Source organism: Lysinibacillus sp. NPDC058147 (assembly GCF_042884205.1).
Lineage (GTDB): Bacteria > Bacillota > Bacilli > Bacillales_A > Planococcaceae > Lysinibacillus.
On record NZ_JBHVUJ010000001.1, the window covers coordinates 548,087 to 561,302 of the forward strand.

Sequence of the window (13,216 nt, forward strand, 5' to 3'; positions counted from 1 at the left end):
GACAATGTTTTATCTGTGCGAAAGCGAAGCGGCAGCAACAATGTTTTATCTGTGCGAAAGCGAAGCGGCAGCAACAATGTTTTATCTGTGCGAAAGCGAAGCGGCAGCAACAATGTTTTATCTGTGCGAAAGCGAAGCGGCAGCAACAACGCATGAAAGAGTTTTTAGTGCAAGCTTAAACCCAGGTATAATTGAGAAAAAAGTAGCGGGCTGTTTCAAGGGAAAATCCCTTTTGACGCAGCCTATTTTTTGTTTTAGCCTTATTTCTACTCAACATTTGAAAATACAGTAAGATCCTTTCTATGGCCAATCATAACTAATATATCTCTTTCTTCAATAATCTGATCTGGAGAGGGTAAGATGGTTATATTACCATCTCGAACTATGGCAATAACACTGACATTATATTTCGCTCGTATGTCTAAATCCCGTAAATTTTGGCCAGCCATTTTAGAAGGAATCATAATTTCTTCTACACTGTAATCTTTTGACAATTCAATATAATTTAGCATATTAGGTGAAAGTAGCTGATTGGCTACTCGCTCCCCCATATCGCGCTCAGGGTAAATAATCCAATCGGCACCAACTTTGTCTAGAACTTGTCCATGTCTTTTTCCAAGAGCCTTTGCAATTATTTTTTTAATACCTAGCTCTTTTAATAATGAGACAGTTAAAATACTTGATTGCATATCTATACCGATTGCAACGATGACACAATCGAAATTTCTTATCCCAATGGAGTTAAGTGCTTTTTCTTCTGTCGTATCAGCAACTACTGCATGTGTCACGTAAGGTTCGGCATCATCGACTCTTTCCTCATTTATATCAATTCCTAAAACTTCATGCCCAGCTTCATTCAATTTGCGGGCTACGCTTACTCCAAACCTACCTAGACCGATGACAGCATATTGTTTGATAGTCATTTGTACTTTTGCTCCTTTATTATGGTTACAGATTTGCCGAACGAGAAAGCTCATGCAAGGTGTAGCCATCTTTAGATATGGGATGAAAGTGATATCAGACAAAAGGTAGCATTTGCTATCTTAATTGTCTGAAAGGTGTTACTGACATTAGTCAACTTGTCCCTTTAGGGGTGGGGATCTCAGCCAATCATAATATTTCCTTTTGGATGACGGAAAGCTTCTGTTTTTCGACGTTTTGTGATGGCGAAAGCAATTGTTAATGGGCCCAATCTCCCTACGAACATTGTTAATATGATAAGAAGACGGCCACCACTTGATAGCTCGGGTGTTAGCCCCATTGAAAGCCCAGTGGTACTGAATGCAGAGGTAGCCTCAAATAAATACATCATAAAACTATGACGTTGTTCAATAAGGCTTAAGACAATGGTAACTAGTACGACAATCATCATTCCACACATTGTGACAGTTAAAGCTTTTAAGATCGTTTCATGTACAATTCTACGTCTAAAAAGCACAACATCTTCTTTCCCTTTTAGTTGAGACCACATCGTAGCAATTAAAATTGCGAAAGTAGTTATTTTAATACCTCCAGCAGTTGATCCTGAACCCGCTCCAATGAACATTAGCCAAATTATTAAAAATAGTGTTGAATGTGTTAAATCACCAATAGGAAGGGTATTAGAGCCGGCAGTTCTTGATGTAACAGCTTGGTATAATGGACCAAGAATTTTGCCTGATTCAGATAGCGATCCAATAGTTTTGCTATTTCCGTATTCAAATAAGAAAATTAAAAGCGTCGAGCCAACTGTTAAAATAAACGTTGTAGTTAGTACAATTTTTGTATGCACTGAAAGTCGTTTCGTTCCTCGGTATTCATATAGTTCATTGATAACAATAAACCCTAATCCACCAATCGTAATAAGTGCACAAATAGTTAATACTACGAAAGGATCGTCCACGTACATTGTCAAGCTTTTGAAGTTACCCATTAAATCAAATCCGGCATTATTAAAATTGGATATGGCATGGAAAAAACCGAAATAAAAGGCTTTACCTACAGGCATATCGAATGAAAAACGAATAGATAAAATTAAACCACCTATTAGTTCAATTAGTCCTGAAAATAATAGTATCCTTTTAACTAATTTAACGAGACCAGCGATTGTAACGTTATTAAATGCTTCCTTTAACAAAAGCCTTTCTTTTAAAGATATTTTTTTTCCTAAAAGCAAAAATAATAACGTCGCGAATGTCATAAAACCTAATCCGCCAATTTGAATCAGAAAAAGAATAACTAATTCTCCAAATATCGAAAATGTAGTACCAGTATCTACAACAACCAGTCCAGTTACACAGGTAGCAGAGGTGGCAGTAAATAAAGCATCTAAAAATGAAAGACCATTACCATCGGCGGTTGCAATGGGGAGTGTTAAGAAAAATGCTCCGGCTAAAATGATGACAGCAAAGCCCAATACAAGTATTTTTGGAGGATTTAATTTATTATTGAATGTTTTCATTTTATTCTCCTCATGAACCTAAAGTAAAAAACTATGTTTGTTTATTGTTGTCCAAAAGTATGTTGAAAATTCTTAAGGTAATAAAGCCAAAAATTCATTAGATTAATTCGTACACTTTCTATTGACCATTTTTAGACAATACGTTATAATTCTTTAGTACACAGCAAATGGTTATTTGCCTATTTGTGTATTGACGTGTGTTCGGAGGGAGGGAAAGAGAGATGTCAAAAACTGTCGTTCGCAAAAACGAATCGCTTGAAGATGCTCTTCGCCGCTTCAAACGTACTGTATCAAAAAGTGGTACAATTCAAGAAGTTAGAAAGCGCGAGTTCTACGAAAAACCTAGCGTAAAACGTAAAAAGAAATCAGAAGCTGCACGTAAACGTAAGTGGTAATTTAATTTCCCATTAAAAATCCCTACGTTCATAACACGCAATTGTATGATTCACTGAGCAGACAAAGATATACCTGGAATTAATCGCATGTCGATTAATTTCAGGTATTTTACTTTAAACTCTCAAATTTACGTACATATTGGAGAAGCCGAATGTGATCCCTGAGATTCATTCGGCTTTTATGTTACATACTGATAGTACAAGCTATATGTTTATTAAGGCACCACAGATAAAAAAATCACTGTATAATAAAATTATTAAGATTTATGAAACTTTTTGGTTGGTCAGTCGTAAATACAGGAGAGAAGCATGTTAGAAGGGAGGGAAAAAGATGCGAAGACGAAGAATCCTCAGCTATTTATTAGTTATTTGGATGACATTTTTGTTAGCGTTTCCAGTAACGTCGGCTTTTGCTAGTAGTAAGGTCTACCACATACCTATTCATAACGAAGTAGAACGAGGACTTCACGCATTTTTAGAACGAGCTTTTAAAGAGGCGGAAGAAAACGATGCAGAGGCGATTGTTTTAGACATTCATACGCCTGGCGGTTTCGTGAATGCAGCAGGGGATATTGCTATGCTTATGGATGCAACAGATATACGTAAGATTGCGTATATTAACAAAGACGCGCATTCTGCAGGTGCCTTTTTAGCCTTACATGCGGATGAAATCTATATGGTGCCAAATGGAACGATCGGGGCGGCTGCAGTTATTGACTCGGCAGGAAATGCAGCAGACTTAAAGGCTCATAGTGCTTGGGTTGCTCAAATGGAAGCAGCAGCAGAATCGAAAGGTCGCTATCCAAAATATGCACGAGCAATGGCTGATGCATCTGTTGATTTACCAGAATTTCGAGCAGGAGAAGGGAAATTATTAACTTTATCTGCCTCGGAGGCAGAAAAAGTTAGATATTCTAATGGGACGGTTTCGAATTTCCAAGATCTTTTAGAGAAAACGAAATTAAAAGGCAGTGACATCGTTCAGGTTGAACCTACTTTTGCTGAAAAAATTGCTCGTTTTATTACGAATCCGATTATAGTTCCAATTTTATTGTCGATTGCAAGCTTGGGACTTGTAGTTGAGCTATATTCGCCAGGTTTTGGTGTTCCAGGTATAATGGGGTTGTCAGCACTTGGATTGTTTTTCTTCGGTCATATGGTGGCGGGGTTGGCAGGCTATGAAGTATTACTTTTATTTATTGTAGGCTTAGCGCTTGTTGTTGCGGAATTTTTTGTCCCCGGAGGTATTGTTGGTATTTTAGGTGGTGTGCTAATATTACTAAGTCTAATACTGGCAGGTGCAAACATGATGCAAATGATTATAGCGATTTTCATTGCGCTTGTTGTAGCGATAATAGGAATGGTGATCCTGATGAAATTTTTTGGTAAAAAATTGCATGTTTTAAACAAGCTAGTCTTGATGGATGCGACAACGACGGAAGAGGGCTATGTATCTAACGTGAATCGCACAGAGTTGCTCGGAAAAGTAGGTACAGCGATTACTCCACTTCGTCCGGCAGGTACAATGCTATTTGGTAGTGAACGCATTGACGTAGTATCGGAAGGTGGCTATGTTGATGCTGGGAAACATGTAGAAGTTATTAAAGTAGAGGGCTCACGTATAGTTGTGAGACAAACAGAAAAAGAGATGGAGGAATAACAAATGGGACTTGATTTAGCTTTAATTGGTCCAATTGTAGGGCTAGTCTTATTATTCATTGTTGTCGCGGTATTCTTTACCTTTGTACCAGTGGCACTGTGGATTTCTGCACTTGCTGCAGGTGTCCGCGTTAGTATATTCACATTAATCGGTATGCGTTTACGTCGTGTAATCCCATCACGAATTGTGAACCCATTAATTAAAGCACATAAAGCAGGTTTACCTGTGACGATTAATCAACTTGAAAGTCACTATTTAGCAGGTGGTAATGTCGACCGAGTTGTCAATGCGTTAATCGCAGCTCATCGTGCAAATATCGAGTTAACATTTGAACGTTGTGCGGCAATTGATTTAGCGGGTCGTGATGTATTAGAAGCGGTACAAATGTCTGTTAACCCGAAAGTTATTGAAACACCATTTATTGCAGGTGTTGCCATGAACGGGATTGAAGTAAAAGCGAAGGCACGTATTACAGTGCGCGCGAACATTGAACGTTTAGTCGGTGGTGCAGGTGAAGAAACGGTTATTGCCCGTGTAGGTGAAGGGATCGTTTCTACAATTGGTAGCGCCTCTAGTCATACGACAGTACTAGAAAATCCTGATATGATTTCTCAAACTGTATTAGCAAAGGGCTTAGACTCTGGGACAGCATTTGAAATCTTATCGATCGATATTGCTGACGTTGATATCGGCAAAAACATCGGTGCTGAATTACAAATTGAACAAGCGCAGGCAGATAAAAACATTGCCCAAGCGAAAGCTGAAGAGCGTCGAGCAATGGCTGTAGCAAACGAACAAGAAATGATTGCACGCGTTCAAGAGATGAAGGCGAAAGTAGTAGAAGCAGAAGCAGAAGTACCACAGGCGATGGCTGAAGCACTACGTTCGGGTAATCTTGGTATCATGGATTACATGAACTACCGCAACATTCAAGCAGATACAGCTATGCGAGACTCCATTTCTAAAGTAGGCTCGGATAAATCAGAAACAAATGAACCTAAAGAATAAAAACTGAAAGGAGCAGTACTAATAAATGGAACAATTAATTATATTTGTGATAATTGCCATAGTCAGCTCTATTTTCGGTAAAGCAAAAAAGAAAGAACAAAAACCAATGCCTCCTTTCAATAAGGGTTCACATGTTGAGCCTCCTGTTATAACAAAAGCAGAGATGACTCAAGCGCAACGTCCTACTTCTAAACCACAGAGCTTTGAGGATTTTGCACGTGAATTTATAGGTGAATGGAAAAATGAACAGCCTAAAGTTGAAGAGCCGAAAAAAATTGTCGAAGAAACAGTAAGTGAGGAAGTATCAAGCTATGTAGCACCGCCGTTAATCCCAACTGAGAAAGTGAGTCGGACTTCGAATAGAGAAAGTATCGGTCGTTTGGCAGCTGGGAAAAAAGTTGTGGGAGTAGCTGAATCACAATCGGCTTTTCAATTACCAAAATCAAAAAAATCATTGATGCAGGCTGTTGTAATGGCAGAAGTTTTAGGTCCTCCGAAAGCGAAAAGAAAATAACTAGCATGTCCTCCTTTTTCGATGCATATATTGCCGAAGAAGGAGGCATTTTTTTATGAGAAAACTATTTCAATTAACGCCACTACTTGAATTATTACAATATGACACATTAAAAATCATTGGGCCATATCGTTTTCTACATGCTGATGCTTCATCATGCTCTTTTATCTATGCAGATTATCATATTACTGTGCGTGGAAAATCAGTGGAAATTAATGCTCTTAAAGAAGAAATGCTTCATCTTTCTGTAGAGGATTTACAGGAGCTTCATATGAAAATGACAAAGGATATGGGTGTGAGCGATAATGTGGAATAATCGGCCAATTATCATACGTATAAAGCGACATGAAAATGTTCATCCTTTTATTCAAGCATTGCATGCACAACATGTGCCATTAAAGCGGATTGTCTTTCGTGAGCAAGAAGTTGCTTTTGAAACTACTATGCATTATCTACCAAAGATTCGCCGTGTACGTAGGCGTTACCGACTTAAAATGGCTGTCTATTATGCTGATGAACTTCAAGTTTTACGAGCGCAGCTTTGGACTCTGCTTGGTCTAGCGTTGATGATATTAATTCCAGTGCTATGTGCACAAATTATTTGGCGTATTGATATTGAAGCGGCAACACCAGAGTTAGAGGAACGTCTGGGAAAGACCTTTGAAGATACCTTTCATTTAGAAACACCTATTTCAAAAAAAGGGTTACCTTCAGATGCTGTCATTCGTCAGAAGCTACTAGAAGGGCATCGAGATCTTTCATGGGTGCATATTGAAAAGCATGGTGGACGTGTAATATTACGACCTCAGGAGTCCCCGAAACAAACAAAACAAACGAATGAAAAATTAGCGACACATTTAGTGGCAACAAAAAGTGGTGTTATTACTCACTTTAATATTCAAAATGGTGAACGGAAAATTTCAGTCAACGATACGGCTTATGAAGGTGATGTTCTCGTAAGTGGCGTAATTGAAAGTGGTGAAGATCAAGTCTTTGTTGGGGCAAAAGGAGAGGTCTACGCAGATTATTGGCTCGAATGTTCATTTAAAATTCCAAGAAAGCTAACAATGGAAACGCTACAACAGAAGCAGTGGCGTGTATTAGTGAAAGGCATTCATCAAGATAAAGGAAAAGTTGACTATGTGCAAAAGAAGGATTTACCTACTTGGCTCGATCCATATGTTTCAATTGTTGAGGAGCAGTACACTAAAAAAATGCAAGTAGAGCTTGATGAGTCTAAAATAGATTCATTGCTCATACCATTGCTTCATGAAAAGGTAATACGTTCATTACCTGCGAAAACGGTTATAAAAAAAGAAAACCTTTTACAGGTAAAGTGGGGGAATGGTACAGTTGAAGGGAAAGTTCTATTTTTAGTCAATGAAAACATAGCCAGTCCAATACAAGGCCCACAAGGAGAATGATTATGTCAGAACATTTAACTGTATTACAAGTGGATAATCCAAACGAAGCGGTTATGCTACTCGGAATTTCCGATGCAAATATGAAATTAATCGAAGAAGCTTTACACGTCCACATCATTACACGTGGTGAACAAATTCAGCTTGCTGGTGAAGAGGATGCAAAGGAACAAGCGACATTCCTGTTACATGCTCTTTTAAAGGTCATTCGTAAAGGAATAAATATTGATCAGCGTGATGTTGCAACAGCTATTGAAATGACACAAAAAGGAACGATTGAATATTTTGCGGAACTTTATGATGAAGAAATAGCTCGTACGACGAAAGGAAAGCCTATTCGTGCAAAAACAATTGGTCAACGAGAATACATACAAGCAATCCGTCATAAAGACGTTGTTTTTGGTATCGGACCAGCTGGTACTGGGAAAACGTATTTAGCGGTAGTCATGGCAACACAGGCGCTAAAAAATGGGCATGTTAAGCGTATTATTTTAACACGCCCTGCTGTAGAGGCAGGCGAGTCTCTAGGCTTTCTTCCGGGGGATTTGAAGGAAAAGGTAGATCCATATTTACGCCCTCTTTATGACGCTTTAAACGATATCTACGGGTCAGAACAAACTCAAAGACTTATTGAACGAGGTACAATCGAAATTGCACCTTTAGCGTATATGCGTGGCCGTACATTAGACGATGCCTTTGTCATTTTAGATGAAGCTCAAAATACGTCACATCAACAAATGAAGATGTTTTTAACGCGACTAGGCTTTGGCTCAAAAATGGTCATTACCGGCGACAAAACACAAATTGACCTACCAAAAAATATAGATTCTGGATTAATCGTAGCAGAACGTACACTAAAGTATGTTAAATCAATACATTTCCAAATTTTAGAACAGGGCGATGTAGTACGCCATCCAATCGTAGCAAAAATCATCCAAGCCTACGAAGAACAGCAACTTTAATATGACCGCATATGCGGTCATATTAAAGTCTGCACCGAAAGTGGAGTGGAACGGAACGGCAGGTGCAACGGGGTTTGAAAATCTGGCACAGAAAGCGAAGTGACAGGTACAACATGGTTAGAGTTAATATGACAGCAGTAAAATTTAACAAACGTGAAAATGATTGGAAAATGGGAAAATTTGTGACAGCTATACGATTTGTATAGCTGTTTTTTTGCTTTCTTATACATTTCTCGAGAAAAATGTTTATTGAATTGGTATGATAGTAATTAGATAGAGGAGGTGCCAGATGGAGAAACAATTAAAAAAATTTACAGAACTTATTGGCTTCCGCTACTTTTTAATTGTCGTTCTCATCTTAACAGGAGCCCTACAATTTGCTTTTATGTATGGCAATGTTAAAGGTGTTACATATGATTTTAAACCATTACAACTAGCGCCTGAAACAGTACGATCTACTAAAACGATAGAAGATACTTATAAAACACAACAGGAACGAGAAAAAGCAACAAATGCGGTTGAACCAGTCTATCAATTTTCTGCGGATGTCGCTAAACAGCGAGCTGCGATTGTAACCTCTTTATTTGATTATGTTCTTGAGGTAAAGGCGGATGTTGAGAGTAGTAAAGAACCTGTTCCGATTGCAGACCAAGTGGGACAGCTTCGCAAAAAGTTTGAATCGATAGATTCAGATCAAATGCCAATTATCTTTACTGATTCACAACTAGAAGGTTTGTTAATACAAAGTGAAGCTGATTTAAAAAGAACGAGTACACAACTATCAAAACTTGTGCAGGAATATTTGCAAAAATCCATTCGATCAGAAAATGTGTTTGCGGCTCAAAATGATTTTGAGACAAAAATTCGTGGACAACGAGGCTATCCAGATAAAATATTTAATACGGTAGTTTTAATTGGACGTACGAGTATTATCGAAAATGAGACGATAAACGAAGAACAAACGAAAATTCGAAAGCAACAAGCGAAGGAATCGGTTGAACCAACTCGAATTCTTCAAGGGCAAATCATCGTACAGGAAGGGCAAATTATTGATAATGAGGCGTTTCGTCAATTAGAGCTTCTAGGTATGGTGAGTAATAAGGCCTCGATGAAACCGATTGCAGGGCTGATTATTTTAATCCTTCTGGAAATGACGTTTATGTTTGTTTTATTTGAACGTTGGGATATAAATGAGCACAAGAAACGTAATGCATTGTTGGTAACAGTAATTGTTTATAGTTTATCCATCTTGCTGATGAAATTTATAAGCCTAGTCTCAGGTGGCTTTGATGTTACTGTAGCCTTCCTTTTCCCAACAGCTTTGGCAACAATGCTTGTACGGCTATTAGCGGATGATCGTGCAGCGGTGCTAATTACGGTTATGACAGCGGCATCTGCGGGTGTTATTTTTCAAGAGGGTTATTCATCTGTCATGCAGATGGAAATTACATTGTATATAATTTTTGGAGGCTTTGCGAGCTTATTCTTTTTGGGCAGTGTAGAAAAGCGTTCGCATATTCTACATGCTGTAGGTGTCATTGGGCTAGTCAATATGTCGTTTATCGCATTTTATTTACTGATGACACAATCTTCTTATGGCATGTCGGAGTTGGTGTTTTACTTTATCGCAGCAATGATATCGGCTCTGTTATCAGGGGCTCTTACAATGGGGCTTTTACCATTCTTTGAATCAGCATTTAGTTTATTGTCGTCGTTGCGTTTAATCGAATTATCGAACCCAAATCATCCATTGTTGAAAAAATTACTAATGGAGGCTCCTGGAACATATCATCATAGTGTAATGGTGGCGAACTTAGCAGAGGCAGCATGTGAAGAAATTGGAGCGGATGGATTACTGGCTCGTGTAGGATGTTATTATCATGATATTGGTAAAACAAAGCGTCCTGCCTTTTTCATCGAAAATCAAATGTCTGGTATTAACCCACATGATTCATTGCCCCCAGAAAAAAGCGCGGAAATTATTATCGCGCATACAACTGACGGGGCTGAAATGTTAAAACGTTATAAGATGCCACAGGAAATTATCGATATTGCCTTGCAACATCACGGATCTAGTCTGTTAAAATACTTCTACTTTAAAGCGAAAGAAGAAGGAAAATGTTTAGATGATACAAAGTACAGATATCCAGGTCCGAAGCCGCAAACGAAGGAAGCGGCGGTTATTAGTGTCGCAGATAGCGTTGAAGCAGCGGTTCGATCGATGAAGGAACCGAATGCAGAGAAAATTCAAAAGTTGGTACGAGCAATTATTGATGATCGAGTACAAGACAATCAATTTGATGAATGCGATATTTCAATAAAAGAGTTAAAATGTATAGAGCGAGTACTTTGTGAAACGATGAATGGAATTTTCCACTCACGAATTGAATATCCAAAGGCAGATAAGTAGGAGGATCTATGATTTTAACAATTGATTTTACAGATGAAACAAATGAAGTGGCTGCTGAGCATATGGAGCTTGTTGAAAAGCTTTTACAGCATGCAGCGAAAGTAGAGAATATTGAGCCTGAAACAGAAGTGTCAGTGACGTTTGTTACAAATGAAGCGATTCAAGAAATAAACCGAGAATATCGTGACAAGGATCAACCGACAGATGTTATCTCGTTTGCCCTGGAGGAATTAGGTGAGGGAGAAATGGAAGTAACATTTGCAGGGATGCCTCGTGTCTTAGGAGATATTATTATTTCAACGGATCGTACAAAGGAACAAGCGGAGGAATATGGGCATACATTTGAGCGAGAATTAGGCTTTTTAGCGGTTCACGGTTTCTTACATCTGCTTGGCTATGATCATATGGAGCCAGAAGATGAAAAGGTGATGTTCGGTAAACAGGATGAGATTTTACAATCTTTCGGCTTAGGACGAGAATAAATGAATGTACGCAAATTCGTATGCTCTTTTGGGTATGCCTTTAAAGGTATCATTACAGCCTGTACCGAGCAAAATTTTAAGTCCCATTTGCTAAGTGCAGGAATAGTTTTGATTGCTGGCTATTTTACGGATTTATCACGTATAGAATGGTATATTGTGTTGCTATTAATAGCACTAATGTTAGTACTTGAAATGATTAATACTGCAATTGAACGAGTAGTGGACTTAGCTTCACCTAACATCCATCCACTTGCTAAGCAGGCTAAAGATCTAGCAGCAGGCGCAGTACTTGTATTTGCGATATTCAGTGCTATAATCGGATTACTCATATTTATACCGAAATGGTTTTGATATTACAAAAAATATTAATCGGTCATGAAGTAGTAGCAGTTGTGCTGAAGAATAATGATTTAATCAATTACGCCAAGGCGTAATTGATTATGTAGAGGAGAACATTAATGACAATTGATATGCATGCATTACTAAAAGAATCAAAAAAAGCGCGTGAAAAAGCTTATGTACCTTATTCAAAATTTAAAGTTGGCGCGGCGATTTTAACGAAAAATGGAGAGGTTATTCATGGTTGCAATATTGAAAATGCTGGCTATAGTATGACCAATTGTGCTGAACGTACAGCCTTTTTCAAAGCCGTGTCAGAAGGTATTTATGATTTTGAGGCGATCGCTATTGTAGCTGATACGGATGGACCATGTGCGCCATGCGGAGCTTGTCGTCAAGTGATGATGGAATTTTGCAAACCATCTATGCCTGTATATTTAACAAACTTAAAAGGTGATGTCACGGTAACGTCTGTAGGCGAATTACTACCGTTTGCATTTACAACGGAGGATTTAGAGAATGCTGGAAAATAACAATGGCTATAAGTCAGGTTTTATCTCCATAATCGGGCGACCAAATGTAGGGAAATCAACATTTTTAAACCGTGTCATTGGTCAAAAAATTGCGATTATGAGTGATAAACCACAAACAACACGAAATAAAGTACAAGGTGTACTAACAACAAACGATAGCCAAATGATTTTTATAGATACACCAGGAATCCACAAGCCGAAACATAAGCTAGGGGATTTTATGCTAAAGGTTTCTAAAAATACATTGCGCGAAGTGGATGTTATTATGTTCATGGTAAATGCAGAGCAGAAACTTGGAAAGGGTGACGAATTCATCCTTGAAATGCTGGCGGGTAATCCAACGCCGGTCTTCCTAGTGATTAATAAAATCGATCAAATTCATCCTGATGAATTAATAGGGATCATTGAAAGCTACAAAGAGCGTTATGACTTTGCGGAAATAGTTCCAATTTCAGCGTTACAAGGGAATAATGTCGAAAATTTATTATCAACATTAACAAAATATTTACCAGAGGGTCCACAATATTATCCAGCTGATCAAGTAACAGATCATCCTGAGCGTTTTATTATTTCAGAGTTAATTCGTGAAAAAGTGTTACATTTAACGCGTGAAGAAATACCTCATTCCATTGCTGTTGTTATTGATAAAATTCGCCGTGATGAAGAAAACGAAGATAAAATTCGTGTAGCAGCAACGATTATCGTGGAAAGGGATTCTCAAAAAGGGATTGTTATTGGTAAACGTGGAGCGCTATTGAAAGAAGTAGGGATACGTGCAAGAAAAGATATTGAAATGCTTCTAGGTTCAAAAGTGTATTTAGAGCTTTGGGTAAAGGTACAAAAGGATTGGCGAAATAAATCAACACATTTACGTGACTTCGGTTTCCGTGATGATGAATATTAATAGGAAATGCTGTTAAGTTACAAAGCAACCTACTAACATTCCTATTTGTCGCTGTAGTTTAAAATGGAGCTGTCCAATAATTATTGGAGAGCTCTATTTTCACTTCTTTCAGCAAATGTTTTTTGTAGCGAAAGCGAAGCGGCAGGTA

Annotated in this window: 15 protein-coding genes; 13 read left to right on the forward strand and 2 right to left on the reverse strand. The window is 38.2% G+C overall.

What is annotated here, in order from left to right; genetic code table 11:
* On the forward strand, nt 1-292 hold a 292-nt coding region (locus ACFVT8_RS02685), incomplete at its 5' end, for a hypothetical protein (RefSeq protein ID WP_387082075.1).
* Here ACFVT8_RS02685 and ACFVT8_RS02690 read toward each other — a convergent pair.
* Nucleotides 267-923, reverse strand: a complete 657-nt coding sequence (locus ACFVT8_RS02690; protein WP_387082074.1) for a potassium channel family protein — start codon at nt 921-923, stop codon at nt 267-269. The two genes, ACFVT8_RS02685 and ACFVT8_RS02690, sit on opposite strands and share 26 nt — an antisense overlap.
* Before the next feature lie 179 nt (nt 924-1,102).
* The gene (locus tag ACFVT8_RS02695) at nt 1,103-2,440 is read right to left on the reverse strand and encodes a TrkH family potassium uptake protein (protein WP_387082073.1); all 1,338 of its coding nucleotides are present in this window, start codon (nt 2,438-2,440) and stop codon (nt 1,103-1,105) included.
* A 221-nt stretch (nt 2,441-2,661) separates the two neighbouring features.
* Between ACFVT8_RS02695 and rpsU the strand changes: the two genes are divergently transcribed.
* From rpsU to era, 12 genes are all read left to right on the forward strand, one after another.
* The gene (gene rpsU, locus ACFVT8_RS02700; RefSeq protein ID WP_004227078.1) at nt 2,662-2,835 is read left to right on the forward strand and encodes a 30S ribosomal protein S21; all 174 of its coding nucleotides are present in this window, start codon (nt 2,662-2,664) and stop codon (nt 2,833-2,835) included.
* Nucleotides 2,836-3,166: 331 nt separating this feature from the next.
* Nucleotides 3,167-4,495 (forward strand): NfeD family protein, encoded by a 1,329-nt coding sequence (locus tag ACFVT8_RS02705; protein ID WP_387082072.1) that lies wholly within the window; start codon nt 3,167-3,169, stop codon nt 4,493-4,495.
* A 3-nt stretch (nt 4,496-4,498) separates the two neighbouring features.
* Nucleotides 4,499-5,503, forward strand: coding sequence for a flotillin-like protein FloA (gene floA / locus ACFVT8_RS02710; protein ID WP_387082071.1), 1,005 nt, complete (start codon nt 4,499-4,501; stop codon nt 5,501-5,503).
* A 25-nt stretch (nt 5,504-5,528) separates the two neighbouring features.
* Nucleotides 5,529-6,017, forward strand: coding sequence for a hypothetical protein (locus tag ACFVT8_RS02715; RefSeq protein ID WP_387082070.1), 489 nt, complete (start codon nt 5,529-5,531; stop codon nt 6,015-6,017).
* Between the two features lie 55 nt (nt 6,018-6,072).
* Nucleotides 6,073-6,333, forward strand: a complete 261-nt coding sequence (locus tag ACFVT8_RS02720) for a hypothetical protein (protein WP_100545958.1) — start codon at nt 6,073-6,075, stop codon at nt 6,331-6,333.
* Entirely contained in the window at nt 6,323-7,441 is a 1,119-nt protein-coding gene (locus ACFVT8_RS02725) for a sporulation protein YqfD (RefSeq protein WP_387082069.1), read from the forward strand. Before ACFVT8_RS02720 ends, ACFVT8_RS02725 begins: the two co-directional genes overlap by 11 nt.
* A 2-nt stretch (nt 7,442-7,443) precedes the next feature.
* Nucleotides 7,444-8,400 (forward strand): PhoH family protein, encoded by a 957-nt coding sequence (locus tag ACFVT8_RS02730; protein WP_387082068.1) that lies wholly within the window; start codon nt 7,444-7,446, stop codon nt 8,398-8,400.
* Between the two features lie 289 nt (nt 8,401-8,689).
* Nucleotides 8,690-10,810, forward strand: a complete 2,121-nt coding sequence (locus ACFVT8_RS02735; RefSeq protein WP_387082067.1) for an HD family phosphohydrolase — start codon at nt 8,690-8,692, stop codon at nt 10,808-10,810.
* A gap of 8 nt (nt 10,811-10,818) precedes the next feature.
* Nucleotides 10,819-11,292: an rRNA maturation RNase YbeY gene (gene ybeY, locus ACFVT8_RS02740; protein WP_387082066.1), complete on the forward strand. Its 474-nt coding sequence runs from the start codon at nt 10,819-10,821 to the stop codon at nt 11,290-11,292.
* Nucleotides 11,293-11,643: a diacylglycerol kinase family protein gene (locus ACFVT8_RS02745; RefSeq protein WP_387082065.1), complete on the forward strand. Its 351-nt coding sequence runs from the start codon at nt 11,293-11,295 to the stop codon at nt 11,641-11,643. It abuts the gene before it with no gap.
* A gap of 107 nt (nt 11,644-11,750) precedes the next feature.
* A complete protein-coding gene (locus ACFVT8_RS02750; protein ID WP_387082064.1) occupies nt 11,751-12,164 on the forward strand; it encodes a cytidine deaminase in 414 nt (137 codons plus the stop codon).
* Nucleotides 12,151-13,068: a GTPase Era gene (gene era / locus ACFVT8_RS02755; RefSeq protein ID WP_387082063.1), complete on the forward strand. Its 918-nt coding sequence runs from the start codon at nt 12,151-12,153 to the stop codon at nt 13,066-13,068. The genes ACFVT8_RS02750 and era overlap by 14 nt, the downstream gene beginning before the upstream one ends.
* Nucleotides 13,069-13,216 lie beyond the last annotated feature (148 nt).